This window comes from Marinobacter sp. (assembly GCF_041984545.1).
GTDB lineage: Bacteria > Pseudomonadota > Gammaproteobacteria > Pseudomonadales > Oleiphilaceae > Marinobacter.
Genome location: NZ_JBHIXV010000009.1, coordinates 38,880 through 58,077, shown reverse-complemented (window position 1 = coordinate 58,077; position 19,198 = coordinate 38,880). Strand labels below are relative to the sequence as shown.

The following is a 19,198-nucleotide window of genomic DNA, read 5'->3' as shown; positions in this document are numbered from 1 at the left end:
AAGAGGGTACAACTATGAGACCGCAGCAATCAGTGACGCCTGAGCTTGTCGATAGCCGGCAGGCGATTCGTGATTATTATCTCGCGGACGAGCACAAGGTCATCCACGAGATGATTGCCGGTGCCCAGTTGACCCAGGCTGAGCGCGATGCCATTTCCGCCCGTGCGGCCGAGCTGGTGCGTAACGTTCGCAAGAACGCCAGGTCCACCATCATGGAAAAATTTCTTGCGGAATACGGCCTGACCACCAAGGAGGGGGTGGCCCTCATGTGCCTCGCCGAGGCACTCCTGCGCGTGCCCGACAACACCACCATCCACGCGCTGATCGAAGACAAGATTACCTCGGGCGCCTGGGGTACCCACGTGGGCAAGGCATCCTCATCGCTGATCAACACCGCCACCGTGGCGTTGCTGATGACCAGTAACCTGCTCAAGGATTCCGAGCGCAACACGGTGGGCGACACCCTCCGTAAGCTGCTCAAGCGCTTTGGTGAGCCGGTGATCCGCACGGTGGCGAACCAGGCCATGAAGGAGATGGGCCGGCAGTTCGTGCTGGGCCGCGACATTGAAGAAGCCCAGGATGAAGCCAAGGAATACATGGCCAAGGGCTACACCTACTCCTACGACATGCTGGGCGAGGCCGCTCGCACTGACGATGACGCCAAGCGCTACTACGAAGCCTATTCCAATGCCATCGACAGCATTGCCAAGGCCAACGAAGGCGACGTTCGCAAGAACCCCGGCATTTCCGTGAAGCTCTCGGCGCTCCTTGCCCGCTACGAGTATGGCAATAAGGAACGGGTGATGAACGAGCTGCTGCCCAGGGCCCGTACCCTGGTGAAAAAGGCTGCCGCCGCCAACATGGGCTTCAACATTGATGCCGAGGAACAGGAGCGGCTGGACCTGTCGCTGGATGTGATCGAAGCACTGGTGTCCGATCCCGAGCTGGCGGATTGGGAAGGCTTCGGGGTTGTGGTTCAGGCCTACGGCAAGCGTTCGTCGTTCGTGATCGACTGGCTGTACGGGCTGGCCGAGAAATACGACCGTAAATTCATGGTCCGGCTGGTGAAAGGCGCCTACTGGGATGCCGAGATCAAGCGGGCCCAGGTGATGGGCCTCAGCGGCTTCCCCGTGTTTACCCGCAAGGCGTGCAGCGATGTGTCGTTCCTGTCCTGTGCCACCAAGCTGCTGAACATGACCAACCGCATTTACCCGCAGTTTGCCACCCACAACGCGCATTCGGTGTCGGCCATTCTGGAAATGGCCAAGACCAAGGGTGTGGACAACTACGAATTCCAGCGTTTGCACGGCATGGGCGAGTCCTTGCACAACGAGGTGCTGCGGGTTAGCGGCGTACCCTGCCGGATCTACGCGCCGGTGGGCCCTCACAAGGACCTGCTGGCTTACCTGGTGCGTCGACTGCTGGAGAATGGTGCCAACAGCTCCTTCGTGAACCAGATTGTCGACAAGCGCATTACTCCTGAGGAAATCGCCAAGGATCCGATTCTCAGCGTCGAGGAAATGGGCAACAACATTTCCAGCAAGGCCATCGTGCATCCGTTCAAGCTGTTTGGGGATCAGCGCCGTAACTCCAAGGGCTGGGATATCACTGATCCGGTGACCGTCAACACCATTGAAGAGGGCCGGGGCGCCTACAAGGATTATCGCTGGAAGGGCGGCCCTGTGATCGTGGGCGAGGTGGCCGGCTCGGAAGTTCAGGTGGTGCGCAATCCCGCCGATCCGGACGACCTGGTGGGTCACGTGACCCAGGCCTCCGATGCCGATGTCGACACCGCGATTGGCGCCGCTGTGAAGGGCTTTGAAAGCTGGTCAAAGACGCCGGCGGAAGAGCGTGCTGCGCTGGTGCGCAAGATCGGTGACATCTACGAGGAACATGCCCACGAGCTGTTCGCGCTGACCACCCGAGAGGCCGGTAAATCCCTGCTGGATGCCGTGGCGGAGATCCGTGAGGCGGTGGACTTCACCCAGTACTACGCCAACGAAGCCATCCGCTACAAGGACAGCGGCGATGCCCGCGGCGTGATGTGCTGTATCTCGCCCTGGAACTTCCCGCTGGCCATCTTCACCGGCCAGATCGCGGCCAACCTGGCGGCGGGCAATACCGTCGTTGCCAAGCCGGCTGAACAGACCTCCCTGCTGGCGGTGCGTGCCGTGGAACTGATGCACGAGGCCGGCATCCCCAAAGATGCCATCCAGTTGCTGCCCGGTACCGGTGCCACCGTGGGTGCCGCGCTTACCTCGGACTCCCGCGTAAGCGGTGTTTGCTTCACCGGCTCCACCGCAACCGCCCAGCGCATCAACAAGGTGATGACCGAGAACATGGCGCCGGATGCGCCGCTGGTGGCCGAAACCGGTGGCCTGAACGCCATGATCGTGGATTCCACCGCGCTGCCGGAGCAGGTGGTGCGTGATGTGCTGGCCTCCTCGTTCCAGAGCGCCGGCCAGCGGTGCTCCGCTCTGCGCATGCTCTATGTGCAGAAAGACATTGCCGACGGTCTGCTGGAAATGCTGTACGGCGCCATGGACGAACTGGGCATTGGCGATCCCTGGTTGCTGTCTACCGACGTGGGGCCAGTGATCGACGAGAACGCGCGCAAGAAGATTGTCGATCACTGCGACAAGTTCGAGCGTAACGGCAAGCTCCTGAAAAAAATGCCGACTCCACAGAAGGGACTGTTCGTCTCGCCGGCGGTACTGAGCGTGAACGGCATCGAGGACCTCGAAGAAGAGATCTTCGGGCCGGTGCTGCACGTGGCCACCTTCGAGGCGAAGAACATCGACAAGGTGGTGGATTCGATCAATGCCAAGGGCTATGGCCTGACCTTCGGCCTGCACAGCCGTGTGGATCGCCGCGTAGAGCGCATTACCAGCCGCATCAAGGTGGGCAACAGTTACGTGAACCGCAACCAGATCGGCGCCATTGTCGGTTCCCAGCCGTTCGGCGGCGAGGGACTCTCCGGCACCGGCCCCAAGGCTGGCGGCCCGCAGTATGTGCGTCGATTCCTGAAAGGTGAAACGGTGGAACGTCCTGCCGACTCCGGCGCTAAAATCGTGGATGCGAAACAGCTGCAGAAGCTGATTGGCCAGCTCGACAAGCTCACGGCGCCGAAACCCGACGTGCGCGTTGAGGCCCTGAAACCGGTCTTCGGCAGCGTGCCGGAGCCGCTGGATGCCCACGTGGAGGCGCTCCCGGGGCCGACCGGTGAAACCAACCGCCTGTCCAATCACGCCCGGGGTGTGGTGCTGTGTCTGGGGCCCGATCGTGAAACCGCTCTGGCACAGGCCGGGACGGCACTGTCTCAGGGTAACAAGGTGGTGGTGATTGCACCGGGTGTGCAGGACATCATCGACCAGGGCGCCAAGGCGGGCCTGCCGATTTCCGGTGCTGAAGGCCTTCTTGAGCCGAATGCCCTGGCCACGGTGGACGGGTTTGAAGCGGTTGTGAGCTGTGCCGAACAAGCCTTGCTGAAGCAGTACCGTGAGGCGCTGGCGAAGCGCGACGGCGCATTGCTGCCGCTGATTACCGAGCACACGCTGGACCAGCGCTTCGTGATCGAGCGTCATCTGTGTGTGGACACCACCGCAGCCGGCGGTAACGCCAGCCTGATTGCCGCTTCCGAGTAAGGGGTTATCGGGCCGCGTAACGCTCGTGGAGAATGCCGACCCTGTGCACGTAGGCTTTGGTCTCGGCATAGGGCGGCACGCCCTGGTAGCGGCTGACCGCGCCAGGCCCCGCGTTGTAAGCGGCGGTGGCCAGCTTGATGTCGCCGTTGAAGCGCTCAAGCATGTTCGCCAGGTAGTTGACTCCACCGCGAATGTTCTCGGCCGCTGCGAGGGCGTTTTTCACGCCCAGCTCCGCCGCCGTAGCGGGCATCAGTTGCATCAGGCCCTGGGCACCCACCGGTGACAGGGCCTTTTCATTGAACGCCGACTCGGCATGGATAACGGCCCGTACGAGGGCCGGATCTACTCCGAATTCGGCGGCTGCGGTCTGGATCTCGGTCTGGAAGGGTTGGGTGAACAGCGGCGTGGTGCGCCAGTCTACCCGTGAGTTCGGGTCGCAGGCGTAGCAATGGAACCTGATAACGTCGAACTCGGCCGCGGCCGGTTGGCTACTGCTGTAAGCCACCACGCCGTTTTCGTCCCGGTAGCGGTAAACAGTATCGTTACCTGTGGAGGCCCTCGGTTGGTCCGCGTCCTTCACATTGGTGAACTCCACCGTGCCGTCCGGGTGGACGATGCGTTTGATGCCGTCGGCCATTGCCGGCGCAGCCAGAGTGAGCGCCGTTGCCAGGAGGGTGGAGGTCCAATGTGATCTGCCGATTGTCATTACTTGCTCATGCAGTTGACGGTCGTTTTCCAAAAGGGCGCACGGGCACCTTCGCCAAGATTATACGGTGTCAGTTACCGTAATAAAGCGCGGGCTTTGTCGGAAAAATGTTACTTTCTGCGTAATGCCAGCCTGTTCTCATTTCCAGGAGCGACCATGACGGACCCCACGACGACCGCCCATTCCGACGAAGTCTCCAACGTCATTCTCATTGGGATGCCAGGCAGCGGCAAGAGCACCGTCGGGGTACTGCTGGCAAAACATCTGGGCCTGGGCTTTGTCGACACTGACCTGTTGATCCAGGAACACGCCGGTCGAACCCTTCAGCACATTGTGGACCACGACGGCTACCAGGCCCTGCGCAGGATCGAGGAGCAGGTGCTGCTGGAGCTGAATGCCGACCACAAGGTGATCAGTACCGGAGGCAGCGCCGTGTACAGTGCCGCCGCCATGGATCACCTCAAGACCCGGGGCGTTGTGGTGTTTCTGGATATCCCTCTGCCGGTGGTCATTGAGCGCATCGGCGACCACAGTATGCGCGGCATCTCCCGCCGCCCTGACCAGTCTCTCGAGGATCTGTTTGAGGAACGCCACCGCCTTTACCAGCGCTACGCGGACCTGACCGTGGCAGGGGAGGGCAAGACCCAGGACCAGGTCTGCCAGGCGGTGGTCCGCCAGTTACCGACCCGCTCCGCATTGTTCCGCGCTCCCTAGCGGGCGTAGTCCTTCCCCTACTATCCAACCGGGTCCGGCCCTAGACGAATACCGGCATTGACCTGATTGTTCACTCGCCCGGCTGCGAGCACGATGGCTCCATCAGAATTGGAGCCAGTCGTGACTACAAAACCTCGCTTTCCTGTATCGATGTTGATGGCTGTCAGCGCAGCGCCCGCGCTGCTGAGCGCCACGGCGTTTCTTTTCGCCCTGTCCGGGTCGGGCCGGTTTGTACTGGCAGTCACGCTTTTGGCGGTCGGCCTTGGCTCCGCCCTGCTGGCAAGAACCCTTTGCATGCGAGGGTCGGCAGCGTTTGCCGCCGCCATGGAACACCAGGCTGCGGAGCTGTCCGTGTCAGACCGGCCCCGGCGGCAGGCCTGCGAACAGCTGGGATCCGAGCTTTTGCCCATCTGGTCCCAGCAGATCGAAACCGCCCGCGCCCAGACCGAAAATGCGATCACCGATCTGACCACCTGTTTCAGTCACCTGGCCGGGGAGTTGCGCAGTGCCACCAGCATGTCATCGGAAGTGGCCGATTCACTGGAAGGCGGGCTGGGTGGTGTTTTCGGCAAGGCCGAGAAAGAGCTTCAGTCCGTGGTCAATACCCTGCAGAGAGCCCTGGAAGACCGGGATGGCCTGCTCAAGCAGATCAACGGCCTGGACACCTTCGTCGATGAGCTCGACACCATGGCCCAGGACGTTGCAACCATTGCCGGGCAGACCAATCTGCTGGCGTTGAACGCGGCCATTGAGGCGGCGCGGGCCGGGGAACACGGGCGTGGTTTTGCCGTAGTGGCAGACGAAGTGCGCAAACTCTCCAGGCTGTCGGCGGAAACCGGGGAACGGATCAGTACCAAGGTGGGGTATATCGGAGAGTCCATTCGCTCGGCGGTGAGCGCGGCCCAGGACGCCCGGGGCCGGGATGGCGAGGCGGTGTCCGTCTCCGAGAACACCATCGAGCAGGTGCTGACCCGTTTCCGGGGCTTCGGGACCCGCCTGGTGGAGTCCGCCGAGGCACTGCGTCGCACCAACGTCGGTATCCAGTCAGAAGTGGAGCAGGCCTTGGTACAGCTTCAGTTCCAGGACCGCACCAGCCAGATGCTGACCCACGTGCGTGCAAACATCGGAGCGGTTAGCGACACCCTGGGTGCCGGTGACCTTCCCGACGTGGAGGCGGTGATGCGGCAGATGGAGGCCTCCTATGTCATGGCCGAAGAACGCAGCAATCATCGCAGCGGCCACCGTAGCCAGGAACCCGCGCAGGCGGTGAGCAGCGGCGACATAACCTTCTTCTGAACACAGTGGGGCCGGCGTAGGCCGGCAAAAACAGACAGCTAACGGGTCAAATGTATGGCTAAAAGTATTCTGATTGTAGATGACTCGGCGTCCATCCGGCAGGTGGTATCGCTCACCCTCAAGGGCGCGGGCTTTGACGTGATTGAAGCCTGCGACGGCCGCGATGCCCTGAGCAAGCTCAACGGGCAACGGGTGCACCTGATGATCTCGGACGTGAACATGCCGAACATGGACGGGCTCACCTTCCTGCGTGAGGTCAAGGCGCGTCCCGAGTACAAGTTCACACCGGTGATCATGCTCACCACCGAGTCTGCCGAGGACAAGAAAAGGCAGGGTCAGGCCGGCGGCGCCAAGGCCTGGATGGTGAAACCCTTCCAGCCGCAGCAGATGCTGGCGGCGGTCAACAAACTGGTGGGGCCATGAGCGCGGTTGCCGATTTTGACGCCCTTACCGGCTGCCTGTCGTTCCGGGGCGAGCTCACCATCTACGAGGCCAATTCGGCGTCCGAACACCTTTGCCGGGCCTTCGCCACTGGTGGGCTTCGCCAGGTGGATCTGGGAGCGGTGACCGAGCTGGATACCGCTGGCCTGCAGATCCTCCTGCTGGCAAGGCGCCTGGAGTCGCAGGGCAGTGAGAGGGTTGCGCTCATCAACCACAGTGAGGCCGTTCGTGAAGTCTTCGAGCTGGCCAACCTGGAGTCCCAGCCATGAACATGGAACAGGCGCTGCAAACCTTCCTTGATGAGAGTCGGGAGCTGCTGTTCGACATGGAGAACATCCTGCTCGAACTGGAAGCCCGGCCTGGCGAGGCGGAGCTGCAGAATGCCCTCTTTCGTTGCGTGCATACCGTGAAAGGGTCTGCGGGCATGTTCGGCCTGGACCACGTGGTGGCATTCACTCACGTGGTCGAGAATGTTCTCGATCGCCTGAGAGCCCACGAAATCTCCCTAAGCCGGGAGCTGGCCAACCTGCTTCTGCGCTGCCGGGACCATATCAGTCTTCTGGTGGAGGTGCCCGAACCGGCCGAGGCAGAAGAACTGCAGCCAGCGGGGCAGGCCCTGCTGGCGGAGCTTGAACCCTTCCAGTCCCTCTCCGTCGCCGGGGCGTCGGCTCCGGCACAGGAAACACCGGTGTCTGACGGCGCTGACGACCTGTGGCAGATCCGGATCCGCATCCATGCCGATGCCCTGCGCCACGGTATGGACCCGCTGGGCTTTATTCGCTTCCTGGGCACCCTGGGGCAACTGGAGCAGGTAACAGTCCTGGAACAGGGTCTGCCGACACTGTCCGACTTCGATCCCGAGGCCTGTTACCTGGGTTTTGACCTGGCTCTGCGCACTGCCGCCGGTCAAAGCGACATCGAGGATGTGTTCGAATTTGCCGGTGAGCTATACGAGCTGCAGATCTCTCGTCCGCAGGCTGACGATGAGCCGGAGTCCGTTCCCTCCGCGGCAACTGCCGAACCCGAGCGCGAAACGGAGCCGGCTGGTGACACGCGCACAGGAGACGCCGACCCACAGCAGAGCCGGCGTAAGAAATCGGTGCAGCATCTGAGAATCCAGGCGGACAAGCTGGACAACCTGATCAACCTGGTCGGTGAGCTGGTGATTGCCTCTGCGACGGTATCGCTCGATGCGGAGCGCGCCGGCGATGCCGCTTCCCGGGAGACCGCCGCCAACCTCAACCTTCTGGTGGAGGAAATCCGCGACAGCTCCCTCGACCTGCGCATGGTGCCCATCGGTGAAACCTTCCAGCGCTTCCAGCGGGTGGTTCGCGATGTGTCGTCGGAGCTGGGCAAGGACATCGAGCTGGTGATCACCGGCGCCGATACCGAGCTGGACAAGACAGTGGTCGAGAAGATCGCCGATCCGCTGACTCACCTGGTCCGCAACGCCTGCGACCACGGCATCGAGTTGCCCGAGGTCCGCCTGGGTAAGGGCAAGTCGGCCCAGGGCCGGGTGCACCTGAATGCCTACCACGAGTCCGGCGCCGTGGTGATTGAAGTGAGCGATGACGGCAGCGGTCTCAATCGTGACCGGTTGCTGGCCAAGGCGGTGGAGCGCGATCTGGTGAAACCGGATGCAGTGCTCTCTGACAACGAGATTTTCAACCTGATTTTCGAGCCGGGCTTCTCCACCGTGGAGCAGGTTACCAACCTGTCCGGCCGCGGGGTGGGTATGGATGTGGTGCGCCGCAACATCGAGGCGCTGCGCGGCATGGTGGAGCTGGAATCCCCCGGCGTTGCCGGCGGTACCACCTTCCGAATCCGCCTGCCGCTGACCCTGGCCATCATTGATGGCTTCCTGGCCAGCGTAGGCGAAGCCACTTACGTGGTGCCCCTGGAGATGGTGGTCGAGTGCACGGAGCTGAGTGCCGATCAGCAGGCGCTCAGTGCTGGCCAGGACTACCTCAACCTGCGGCAGGAGGTCCTGCCTCTGGTGCGGCTCAGGGATCAGTTCTGTGTGCCGGGCCAACCAGGCCGGCGACAGAACATCATTGTGGTGCGCCACGCCGGTCGCAAGGCGGGCCTGATCGTGGACGATCTGCTGGGCGAGCACCAGACCGTGATCAAACCGCTGAACGGCATTTTTTCTCATCTCAAAGGGTTGTCTGGCTCCACCATTCTGGGGAGCGGCCAGGTGGCCCTGATTCTGGACGTGCAGGCCCTGATCTCCCAGATAAGCCATCGGGAGCAGGAAGCGCTGAGTGCGCAGGGAATGCGTTTAAACCAACCAAGACATGGCCTAACACAGGGGATCAAATCCAATGAGCCTGTTCAATAATCTTCGAATTTTCACCAAACTGATGGGCGCCTTCGGGGTTGTCCTCGTGTTGTTCCTGGTCACCGGCGTGTTTGCGCTGATGCAGATGTCGACCATGAACGATTCCGCCAACGAACTGGCGGATAACTGGATGGTGTCGGTGGATGCCGCCCAGACCATGGATTCACTGGTTGGCGATTACCGCCGGTTTGAGCTTGAGCACATTATTTCCCAGACGGCCGAGGAAATGGCCGGCAATGAAAAGCGGATGGATGGGATCATTGGTCGACTTGAGACGGTCACGGCCACTTTTTCGGCGCTTCTGACCTTGCCCGAGGAAAAGGCGCTGTTCGAGCAGTATCAGTCCGCGTGGAACAGTTACCAGACCGAACACAAGAAGCTGCTGTCGCTCTCTCTCGCCGGGAAGACCGACGAGGCGCTGTCCTATTACCGGGGGGAATCCAGAGCGGCCTATAACAGCATCAGCGATGCCATAGAGCGCAACGTGGCCTGGAATGCGGAAATGGGCCGGGCCGCCAGCGATGCGGCGAGCGAAGCCTATGAGGCAGCGCAGCTGGCCGTGATTATCCTGTTGTCCGTGAGCATTCTGCTCGGCCTTGGTCTGGCTTATCTGATTGCGCGCAGCATCACCGGTGCCATCCGTGAAGCCATGGCCGCGGCCACCAGCATTGCCGACGGCGATCTGACCGTGAAAGTGGAAGCCCGCAGCCGTGACGAGATTGGTCAGATGATGGACACCATGCAGCGCATGGTGGCGAAGCTGTCCCAGGTGATTTCTGAAGTTCGCTCGGGTGCCGACAACCTGGCGTCTGCGTCGGAAGAGGTCAGTGCCACCAGCCAGTCGCTGTCCCAGGCTTCGAGCGAGCAGGCTTCCAGCGTTGAGGAAACCAGTGCCTCCATGGAGCAGATGACCGCTTCCATCAGCCAGAACACCGAGAACGCGTCCATTACCGACGGCATGGCCAGCAAGGCCTCCCGGGAAGCGGTGGAAGGTGGCGAGGCCGTTGGCCAGACCGTTACCGCCATGAAGAGCATTGCCGAGAAGATCTCGATCATCGACGACATTGCCTACCAGACCAACCTGTTGGCCCTGAACGCGGCCATTGAGGCCGCCCGGGCCGGCGAGCATGGCAAGGGCTTCGCGGTTGTTGCCGCCGAGGTTCGCAAGCTCGCCGAGCGCAGCCAGGTGGCTGCCCAGGAAATCGGTGAAGTGGCCGGCTCTTCGGTTGAGCTGGCGGAGCGTGCCGGTCGCCTGCTGACCGAGATGGTGCCGTCGATCCAGAAAACTTCCGATCTGGTTCAGGAAATCGCTGCCGCCTCCGGCGAGCAGTCTGCGGGCGTTGAACAGATCAACAGCGCCATGGAACAGCTGAACCAGATTACCCAGCAGAACGCCTCTGCCTCTGAGGAGCTGGCCGCCACCTCGGAAGAAATGTCGTCCCAGGCCGAGCAACTGCAGCAGGCCATGGCCTTCTTCCGGACCCACGACAGCCACGGTGCCCAGGCACCCATGCGCCAGGCCAAGCCAGCGGTACCTGCGAAAAAGGCCCGGGAGGTGTCCCGGCCGGTGCAGGACAACGACGAGTTTGACGCCTCTGCTTACGTACGCTTCTGATCGGAGGTGACCATGAGCCAGGTACAAAGACAGCAGGAGGTGGTCCGCATTGCGGACACCTCCGGAGACCAGAACCAGTATCTGACCTTTCAGATCGGTCGTGAAATGTTTGCCGTCGGCATTCTACACATCCGGGAAATCATAGAGTACGGCAGCCTGACCACCGTACCCATGATGCCCCGGTTCGTGCGGGGTGTGATCAACCTGCGGGGCAGCGTGGTGCCGGTAATCGACCTCTCGGCCCGGTTTGGGCGGGGTGAAAGCGCTATCAACCGCCGCAGCTGCGTGGTGATTCTCGAGGTGGAAAGCGCGGACGAGAGCCTCCAGGAGATCGGGGTGATTGTAGACGCGGTGTCCGAAGTGCTGGAGATTCCGCTCGCCGACATTGAGCCGGCGCCCAGTTTTGGCGCCCGGATCCGGGCCGATTTTATCGCCGGCATGGGCAAGGTGCAGGGCCAGTTTGTGATTCTGCTGGACGTTCAGCAGGCACTGAACACCCGTGAAATGGCCGAACTGGCCGCGATCTCGGATGGCCACCAAGATGTCGCCGACCACTGAGCTTCGTGTTGAGCGCGTAAAGGGTGCGGTGAATGCCGCCCCGGTTCTCGGCGAGGCCGAGTTCCGGGAGTTTCAGGCGATGATCTTTGCCGTGGCCGGTATTCATATGCCGGCCAGCAAGCGAACCATGGTTGCCGGGCGACTCTCCAAGCGGTTGAAGGCGCTGGAACTGGGCAGCTATGCCGCGTACTGGCGCTACCTGAAAGCGAATGCTGCGGAGAAGCAGACCGCGGTCGATCTTCTCACCACCAACGAAACCTACTTTTTCCGGGAGCCGCGGCACTTCGAGTTCCTGCGGGACCGGATTCTGGCCGAAAGACGTCGGCAGGGCCGTTTTCGCCTCTGGAGCGCTGCCTGTTCCAGCGGCGAGGAAGCCTACACTGCGGCCATGGTGTTGGCGGATACGCTCGGTGCCAGTGGCTGGGAAGTCCTGGCCTCCGATATCAGTACCCAGGTTCTGGAAAAGGCGAGAGCCGGTCGTTATCCCCTGGCACGGACCGACCGGATACCGCCGGAATGCCTGAAGCGCCATTGCCTGAAAGGCATCGGTGAAGCCGCCGGTACCCTGATGGTGGATCCGGTTTTGCGGTCGCGGGTGGAATTCCGTCAGATCAACCTGAACACCCGGCTGCCGGATGTGGGCGAGTTCGATGTGATCTTCCTGCGCAACGTGATGATCTATTTCAATACCGAAACCAAACAGCAGATCGTGGCCCGCTTGCAGGCCTGTTTGCGCCCCGGCGGTTACCTGCTCATCGGCCACTCGGAGACCCTCAACGGGTTCCAGAACGGGCTCGAGGCGGTGGCGCCCTCCATTTACCGGAAGCGAAAATGACCGCACAACTGGGTTCGGGTATCGATATCTTTCTTCATCCGGGCGACTGGTACTTCGGGGATCGCGACACCCGGATTCATACCACTCTGGGGTCCTGCGTCGCGGTTACACTCTGGCACCGGGAGCTGAAGCTCGGCGGCATGTGCCATTACATGCTGCCGGGGCGAAGCCTTGAGGGCGAGCTCAATGCCCGTTATGGCGAGGACGCCCTGCAGTTGCTGGTTGCCGAAATTCGTCAGCAGGGCACGGCGGTGACCGATTACGAGGCAAAACTGTTCGGGGGCGCCAGCATGTTTGACGTGGGGCCCCATGGCAGCTCGGTCGCCAGGCGCAATGTCGAGGCCGCCGAGGCCCTGATGCTGCGCCACGGCGTTACGGTAATCGCACGAAGCCTCGGCGGCACCGGTTACCGGCGGCTGTTCTTCAATATTGCTGATGGCGATGTCTGGGTAAGCCGCGGCGAAAGCCGGGCCGAGCCGGTTGGCCCGGTGTCTTCCGGAGGTGCGGCATGACGGCGCCGGTGTCAGTGTTCATCGTTGACGACTCGGCGGTGGTTCGGCAGGTATTGGGTCAGTTGCTGATGTCGGATCCCGGGATCCGGGTCGCCGGCGCGGCGCCTGATCCGATCTTTGCCTTGCAGAAAATGCAGAAGGACTGGCCCGACGTGATCATCCTGGACGTGGAAATGCCCAGGATGGATGGCATCACCTTTCTTCGCAAGCTGATGAAAGAACGCCCCACACCCGTGGTGATCTGCTCGACTCTCACCGAGAAGGGCGCGGATACCACGCTCCAGGCCCTGTCCGCCGGCGCCGTGGATATCATTACCAAGCCGAAACTCGGTTTGCGGGATTTCCTCCAGGCCGGTGGTCCGCACATGGTTCAGGTGCTTAAGGCCGCAGCCCGGGCAAAGCTCGCTGCGGTGCCCCGCGCGCGTCCCGTGGCGTCACCCGAGCCCAGGGCGGCAGCACCGGTGGCCATGGCCCGCACCACCGATCAGGTGGTGGCGCTGGGTACCTCCACCGGTGGAACCCAGGCCCTGGAAGCGGTGCTGACGCGGTTGCCGGCGGACTGCCCGGGTATTGTCGTGGTGCAGCACATGCCGGAGAAGTTCACGGCGGCTTTTGCCCAGAGGCTGAACCAGCTTTGCCGCTGTGAGGTGCGTGAGGCGGTGGACGGCGATCGGGTTATTCCTGGTCTGGTACTGATTGCCCCGGGCGGGCGCCACATGCAGCTTCGCCGCAGCGGCGCTCAGTACCGGGTAGGCGTGGCCGATGGCCCTCCGGTGAACCGGCATAAGCCGTCGGTGGACGTACTGTTCCGATCTGTTGCCAATACCGCAGGGCGTAATGCACTGGGGATCATCATGACCGGCATGGGCGACGACGGTGCCCAGGGGCTGCTGGCCATGCGCCACGCGGGCGCCCATACCATCGCCCAGGACCAGCAAACCTCGGTGGTGTTTGGCATGCCACGGGAAGCCATCGAGCTGGGCGCCGCCGCCGAAGTCCTGCCCCTGTCGGACATGGCGCAGGCCATTATGGGGTCCGGCGGCAGACGTTCACTGGCGTCCTGACCATGGTGTTGGCCCTGAAATGTGCCTGCCGGCATGCTACATTAAAGAAGCAGACGCGATGAACGTTCAGAGGTGGACATGGGAGCGCACGTTGTGATCCCGATGGCCGCATTGCCTGGAGCCGTTCTTAGGATTGCGCCAGACGGACGGATAACCGATCTCAACCCCAGCGCTGCCGCGCTTGACGACTGTCTCCAACCGGGCACCTTGCTGATTGATTGCCTGGACCTGCTCGGTCGCCCGGACCTGCAGTCACTTCTGAACAGTGACGGCAGGGGGGCCGACGATGAGTTCGAGATGGAGGCGCGGATTGGCGACCGTCTCTACCGCCTGACTCTTGGCCGGTTCCGCTGTCCGGACGGCTCCCGCTTCGTCCAGCTCGCGGACATTACCGATTATCGCCATCTCTCCGAGCGCATTGCGGTCAATGAGCAACGCTTTCGCTCCCTGTTCTCCCAGAATCCCTTTGCGGTCTGCAGCATGGATCTGCAGGGCCGGCTTGTGGAAATGAATCACTGCACCGAAGAGTTGACCGGCTACCCTGAGCAGCAGCTTTGCGACTACCACTGGGAAACGCTGGTGGATCCGAGGGACCGGCAGGCGGCCAGGGAATGTTTCGAGGCGGCACTGAGCGGAATTCCCTGCAGCTACCGTTGCCGGGTTAAACGCAGTGGCGGCCAGGCCGCGCTACTGCAGGTGACCTACATCCCGATTCTGGTGGATGGTGAGGTAACCGGGGTCTTCGGTGTTGCCCGTGACAAGACCGAGCGATACCGCCTGGAGGAAAGCCGACGTCTGCTCCAGGCCTGTATGTCGCAAATCCACGATGTGATCATTATTACCGAAGTGGATCCGCTGGATCCGCCGGGGCCGCGCATTGTTTACGTGAACGAGGGCGTGGAACGGATGACCGGGTATCGGCCGGATGAACTGCTGGGCAATACCCCCCGGATCTTCCAGGGGCCCGACACAGACAGGGCCGCTCTGCGCAGAATACGAAGGGCACTGGAGCGCCGGGAGCCGATCAAGGAAGTGCTGGTCAACTACTGCAAGGATGGCGTGCCTTTCTGGAACGAGATCGAGATTGTGCCCATACCGAAGTCTGGCACGGGTGGTCGAGCCTATTTTGCGGCGGTTCAGCGCGACATTACCGAGACCAAGCGTCGGGAAGCCGAGTTGCAACACTCCCAGGAGGAGTTACGACAGTTGAGTCGGGCCCAGGAAGGGCTGCTGGAACAGGAGCGGCGCCGGATCGCCCGGGATCTCCACGACGAACTCGGGCAAACGTTGACGGCACTCAAGCTGAACCTGGCCGTTGCCGTTGACGGCATTGACGAGTTGTCCTCAGAGCACCGTCGCCGTTTGGAAAGCACTATCGATTCGGTGGATGACGCGGTGGAAAAAGTCCGCGAAATCTCTGCAAACCTGCGACCGCCCATGCTGGACGACCTTGGATTTGAGGCGGCGGCAGAGTGGTTGCTGTCGAAATGGGGTGAGCGCAATGGCCTGGATGTGGCATGGCGCTCGGAATCGACGGAATCTGGTCGGCTCGGGGGTGAGCAGGCAACCGCTCTGTATCGCATCCTGCAGGAAGGCATGACGAATGTGAGTCGACACTCCAGAGCCTCCCGGGTAACGGTTTCATACCGCGAGACCGAGGAACGGGCGGTTCTGGAGATCCGTGACAATGGCGTAGGCTTCGACCCGGTCGCCCGCCATCACGGCTCCGGTCTTCTGGGTATCCGGGAGCGTGTGACCATGCTGGGTGGGGAGCTGACGGTCGAGTCGGCCCTGGGTAAGGGTGTGAGAATACAGGTAGAGTTGCCGCTGGCAACTGGAGAGTGAAGACCATGATTAGCGTCTACATTGCCGACGATCACAGCATTGTCCGGGAAGGTATTCGATCCCTGGTGGCGTCTGCCCCGGATATGGAAGTTGTGGGGGAAGCCTCGGATGGCGATGAGGCGCTCAGGCAGATGCCCGAGAGAAAACCGGAAGTCTTTCTGATGGACATGTCCATGCCCGGCTGCTCAGGGCTGGAACTGATTGAACGGGTTCGCAGGCGGTCGCCCGAGACCAATATTCTGGTTCTTAGCATGCATCGGGAGGATCTGTACGCCACACGAACCATTCGGGCCGGCGCCCGGGGCTTTATTACCAAAACCCGCCCGCCCTCAGAGCTGCTAGAAGCGCTGAGGAAAGTGGCACGGGGTCAGCTTTACATTACCCGTGAGCTGGCGGACCGGCTGGCAATGGATGCGCTGACCGGAAAACCCGAGGAGGAGCCTCACGCCAGGCTGACCAAGCGCGAGTACGAGATTTTTCTGGATCTGGCCCGCGGAATGAACGTGGGCGACATAGCGGAGAAACTGCATGTCAGCTCCAAGACTGTGAGTACCCACAAGGCTCGCCTCATGGAAAAGCTGAACGCCAACAGTATTTCGGATCTCGTGCGGTACGCGCTCTCCCAGGATCTTCTATGACCGGGGTAGGGCGATCCCTACATGGTTTCAGACGTTCCCGATCGTTTTCCTTTTGAAAATCATGCACCTTGGGTTTTGGTGCCGCTATTGAGGATCATCCCATAACAATGAAGGGTTCATGTTGTAGCCTGACCGGGCCGCTGACCAATCTGCCTGTTCGGCAGAATCTGTCGGCCGCTGTCGAACGGGCATTGCAAAGCGGGCATGCCGCCGCGGTCATGGTTATGAAGATCGCTGACCTTACCGAGATTAACCATTGGCAGGGCTACGAGGTTGGAGACCGGGTCATCAGCACGGTCATGGGGCGGATCGAAGCGTCCCTGCAAAACAATGACTTCGTCGGCCGACTCGGTGGTGGCCATTTTCTGGTATTCCTGAATCACGCCCAGGGGCGGGAAGCACTGGTTGAGCATGCCGAGGCCCTGCTGGCCGCCGTCTCCAAACCGATGCAAATCGGCGTTGCCCCGTTACTGGTGAATGCCAGTGCCGGCGTGAGCCTGATGTTCGAAGATGCCGGCAGCGCAGACGACCTTCTGCGTAATGCAGAGCTGGCGCTCAGAAATGCCAGGACAGGACGTGCGCGCTTCTTCTCGCAGGACCTTCAGGCGCACCTGGCCGGTTACGCCGAAGTTCGTTCTGCCCTGGTCGGCGCCCTCGAGCGGGATGAGTTTTCCCTGGTTTATCAGCCCCAGGTGTGCGCGGCTTCGGGAAGGGTGTTCGGTGTTGAGGCCCTGCTGAGGTGGCAGTCGCCTGCACTGGGCCAGGTGCCGCCAGATCGCTTCATACCGGTAGCCGAGAATGTGGGCCTGATGCCCCGATTGGGAGAATGGGTATTGGCCAGCGCCTGTCGCCAGGCCCGCCGGTGGCGAGCCGAGGGCAAGCCTCTGCGCGTGGCGGTGAACATCAGTGCCTCCCAGCTGGATGATCCCCGGTTTGCTGACCGGGTAACAACGATTCTGGCGGAGCACTCACTGCCCCCTGCGCTGCTGGAGCTCGAGGTGACCGAGAGCATGCTGGTGGGCGACGTGGCCGAATGCCAGCGTGCCTTGCACGCCATCCGGAATGCGGGCGTGAAGCTGGCACTGGATGATTTTGGCACCGGGTATTCCAACCTTGCCTACCTGCGCCACTTTACGTTCGATACCCTGAAAATCGACCGGCTCTTCACCAATGCCATCACCAGTGACAGCCTTGGTGACGGTCTGGTTCGTGCCATCGTGGCCATGGGCGCGGAACTGGGCCAGGAGATTGTCGCCGAGGGTGTCGAGACGGCGGAGCAGGCGGAAGCGCTGCGTCAGCTGGGCTGTTCCCGGATGCAGGGCTATTATTTCAGCCGCCCTGTCCCCGCCGGTGAAATCTCGGTAATGCCGGGTATCGGTGCTGCAGGCGAGGCTCCATCGTTGCTATAGTGGCGGAAACCGTCCGGGAGCAACGCGCGATGCCTAACCGCCTCACAAGTCTCATTCTCTCTGCGCTTCTTACGCTGCCGTTGGCATCGGTCCACGCCGAGTCCTCCGAGCCCGGCTCCCCGAGCGTGGAGACGCTGAAGCAGGAAACCGAAGACCTGGGGCAGGCCCTGAAAAACTACGGCGCCGACCAGAAAGAGCAGGCCGAGGAGTCAATCAATCAGACGCTTTCCGCCATCGACAAGCGAATCGGAGAGCTTGAGCAGCAGCTCTCTGAAAACTGGGACGACATGGGCGACACGGCCCGGGAGCGGGCCCAGAAAAGCCTGGAATCCCTGCGTGAGCAGAGGGCCCGGGTGGCGGACTGGTACGAGGAGCTGAAAGCCAGTTCGGCGTCGGCCTGGGAGCGCGCCCGCGAGGGCTTTTCCGACGCCTGGGAAACCCTGTCTGAACGCTGGAATACCACCGAAAAGCAACTGGACAGCAAACCCGACAAGCGTTCAGACAGCATCTGACATTACCGTCCCGAACCGCTCGCCCAACACCCCTTTTCTTATCGCACCGACGCGACCTCACGGGGGGTTAGAGGTCGCGACTGCCCCTGCGCAAGTTGGTCATCGAGAACAATTTCTCCCATGCGCTCCCTGTGCAGGGAAGTGACCTGGTTGCCGACTGCATGGAACATTCTCTTCACCTGATGATAGCGTCCCTCGTAGATGGTCACGCGGGCTTCCCGTGAACCGAGGGGTTCTATTTCGGCGGGTGAAGTCGTGATGCCTTCGTACGCAAACCAGATGCCCTCGGCAAAGCGGTGGTGGGTGTTGGCAGAGATCGGGTCGCGGGTGGTGACCCGGTAGACTTTCGGGAGCTTGACGACCGGTTCCGTCAAACGACGGGACCACAGGCCATCGTTGGTCAGGATAAGCAGGCCAGTGCTGGCCCGGTCCAGTCGCCCGGCAATGTGAAGCGCGGATCGAAGCTCGGGCGCCATCAGCTCCAGGACTGTCCTGTGGGCTGGGTCTCGGGTGGCGCTGAGAATTCCGGCCGGCTTGTTGAGCATGAAATAGTGCGCGGTTTCCCCGGTCTGAAACGGCTCGTTATCAACCAGCACCCGGGAAAACCGGCTGACGTCCCGGCCCGCCTCATGACAGCGGCTGCCGTCCACCGTCACTCGCCCGGCGGCGATCAGGGCATTCGCCTGCTGACGGCTGATGCCATTGCGATTACTGAGGATTCGGGACAGCTTCATGGAAGGAATCGTCTATGCTGAAACAAATGCCGATCATTATACGAGGACATGCCATGCCATTTTCTGTTGATCACCTGGCGGAACTCAACCTGTTGGGCCAGTTTCCCTCCACCTCCAACCAGGAGGGTCTGAAAGTGCACGCACACACCGCGGCGCCGGAAACTGTCCGGGCCGCCGAGAGCCTTCACGCCAAGGGGCTGATCAGCCAGAAAGATGGCGGCTACCTGACACCCCTGGGTGCGGAGGCCGTGGAACTGACCCAGAAGCTCCAGTCGATTCTCAGCAGCGCCTGACACGGCTTTCAGCCCGAGCGTTTACGAGCCGGAGAACCTTT

Annotated in this window: 18 protein-coding genes; 16 read left to right on the top strand and 2 right to left on the bottom strand. The window is 61.8% G+C overall.

The genetic code is table 11. The features are described from left to right. Window positions 1-14 precede the first annotated feature (14 nt). Entirely contained in the window at window positions 15-3,644 is a 3,630-nt protein-coding gene (gene putA / locus ACFC20_RS06285; protein ID WP_375192253.1) for a bifunctional proline dehydrogenase/L-glutamate gamma-semialdehyde dehydrogenase PutA, read from the top strand. 4 nt (window positions 3,645-3,648) lie between these two features. Here putA and ACFC20_RS06280 read toward each other — a convergent pair whose 3' ends face one another. Beyond that, window positions 3,649-4,350 (bottom strand): lytic transglycosylase domain-containing protein, encoded by a 702-nt coding sequence (locus tag ACFC20_RS06280; protein WP_375183471.1) that lies wholly within the window; start codon window positions 4,348-4,350, stop codon window positions 3,649-3,651. 156 nt (window positions 4,351-4,506) lie between these two features. Here ACFC20_RS06280 and ACFC20_RS06275 point away from each other — a divergent pair, with 156 nt between their 5' ends. From ACFC20_RS06275 to ACFC20_RS06210, 14 genes are all read left to right on the top strand, one after another. Continuing rightward, window positions 4,507-5,064 (top strand): shikimate kinase, encoded by a 558-nt coding sequence (locus ACFC20_RS06275; protein ID WP_375183470.1) that lies wholly within the window; start codon window positions 4,507-4,509, stop codon window positions 5,062-5,064. Window positions 5,065-5,184: 120 nt separating this feature from the next. Beyond that, window positions 5,185-6,360, top strand: a complete 1,176-nt coding sequence (locus ACFC20_RS06270; protein WP_375192252.1) for a methyl-accepting chemotaxis protein — start codon at window positions 5,185-5,187, stop codon at window positions 6,358-6,360. A 54-nt stretch (window positions 6,361-6,414) separates the two neighbouring features. After that, the gene (locus tag ACFC20_RS06265; protein WP_375192251.1) at window positions 6,415-6,783 is read left to right on the top strand and encodes a response regulator; all 369 of its coding nucleotides are present in this window, start codon (window positions 6,415-6,417) and stop codon (window positions 6,781-6,783) included. After that, a complete protein-coding gene (locus ACFC20_RS06260; protein WP_375192250.1) occupies window positions 6,780-7,070 on the top strand; it encodes a lipid asymmetry maintenance protein MlaB in 291 nt (96 codons plus the stop codon). The genes ACFC20_RS06265 and ACFC20_RS06260 overlap by 4 nt, the downstream gene beginning before the upstream one ends. Further along, on the top strand, window positions 7,067-9,142 hold the full coding sequence (locus ACFC20_RS06255; protein WP_375192249.1) for a chemotaxis protein CheA: 2,076 nt from the start codon (window positions 7,067-7,069) through the stop codon (window positions 9,140-9,142). Before ACFC20_RS06260 ends, ACFC20_RS06255 begins: the two co-directional genes overlap by 4 nt. Then, window positions 9,126-10,757, top strand: a complete 1,632-nt coding sequence (locus ACFC20_RS06250) for a methyl-accepting chemotaxis protein (RefSeq protein WP_375192248.1) — start codon at window positions 9,126-9,128, stop codon at window positions 10,755-10,757. Before ACFC20_RS06255 ends, ACFC20_RS06250 begins: the two co-directional genes overlap by 17 nt. 12 nt (window positions 10,758-10,769) lie before the next feature. Then, the gene (locus ACFC20_RS06245; RefSeq protein WP_375192247.1) at window positions 10,770-11,315 is read left to right on the top strand and encodes a chemotaxis protein CheW; all 546 of its coding nucleotides are present in this window, start codon (window positions 10,770-10,772) and stop codon (window positions 11,313-11,315) included. Then, complete coding sequence (locus tag ACFC20_RS06240) at window positions 11,299-12,150, top strand: CheR family methyltransferase (RefSeq protein ID WP_375192246.1); 852 nt, start codon at window positions 11,299-11,301, stop codon at window positions 12,148-12,150. The genes ACFC20_RS06245 and ACFC20_RS06240 overlap by 17 nt, the downstream gene beginning before the upstream one ends. Then, window positions 12,147-12,662, top strand: a complete 516-nt coding sequence (locus ACFC20_RS06235; RefSeq protein WP_375192245.1) for a chemotaxis protein CheD — start codon at window positions 12,147-12,149, stop codon at window positions 12,660-12,662. Before ACFC20_RS06240 ends, ACFC20_RS06235 begins: the two co-directional genes overlap by 4 nt. Continuing rightward, window positions 12,659-13,726 carry a chemotaxis response regulator protein-glutamate methylesterase gene (locus ACFC20_RS06230; protein ID WP_375192244.1) on the top strand — a complete coding sequence of 356 codons (1,068 nt, stop codon included), beginning with the start codon at window positions 12,659-12,661 and terminating at the stop codon, window positions 13,724-13,726. Before ACFC20_RS06235 ends, ACFC20_RS06230 begins: the two co-directional genes overlap by 4 nt. A gap of 78 nt (window positions 13,727-13,804) precedes the next feature. Next, window positions 13,805-15,571 (top strand): PAS domain S-box protein, encoded by a 1,767-nt coding sequence (locus ACFC20_RS06225; protein ID WP_375192243.1) that lies wholly within the window; start codon window positions 13,805-13,807, stop codon window positions 15,569-15,571. A gap of 5 nt (window positions 15,572-15,576) precedes the next feature. Beyond that, window positions 15,577-16,209: a response regulator gene (locus ACFC20_RS06220; RefSeq protein ID WP_375192242.1), complete on the top strand. Its 633-nt coding sequence runs from the start codon at window positions 15,577-15,579 to the stop codon at window positions 16,207-16,209. Between the two features lie 107 nt (window positions 16,210-16,316). Continuing rightward, window positions 16,317-17,618, top strand: coding sequence for a putative bifunctional diguanylate cyclase/phosphodiesterase (locus ACFC20_RS06215; RefSeq protein ID WP_375192241.1), 1,302 nt, complete (start codon window positions 16,317-16,319; stop codon window positions 17,616-17,618). A 29-nt stretch (window positions 17,619-17,647) separates the two neighbouring features. Further along, window positions 17,648-18,130 carry a hypothetical protein gene (locus ACFC20_RS06210; RefSeq protein ID WP_375192240.1) on the top strand — a complete coding sequence of 161 codons (483 nt, stop codon included), beginning with the start codon at window positions 17,648-17,650 and terminating at the stop codon, window positions 18,128-18,130. Window positions 18,131-18,168: 38 nt separating this feature from the next. Here ACFC20_RS06210 and ACFC20_RS06205 read toward each other — a convergent pair whose 3' ends face one another. Further along, window positions 18,169-18,864 (bottom strand): pseudouridine synthase, encoded by a 696-nt coding sequence (locus ACFC20_RS06205; RefSeq protein ID WP_375192239.1) that lies wholly within the window; start codon window positions 18,862-18,864, stop codon window positions 18,169-18,171. A 53-nt stretch (window positions 18,865-18,917) separates the two neighbouring features. On the opposite strand from ACFC20_RS06205, the gene ACFC20_RS06200 reads away from it, so the two are divergent. Continuing rightward, window positions 18,918-19,157, top strand: coding sequence for a TIGR02647 family protein (locus tag ACFC20_RS06200; protein ID WP_091987160.1), 240 nt, complete (start codon window positions 18,918-18,920; stop codon window positions 19,155-19,157). Window positions 19,158-19,198: the final 41 nt, after the last annotated feature.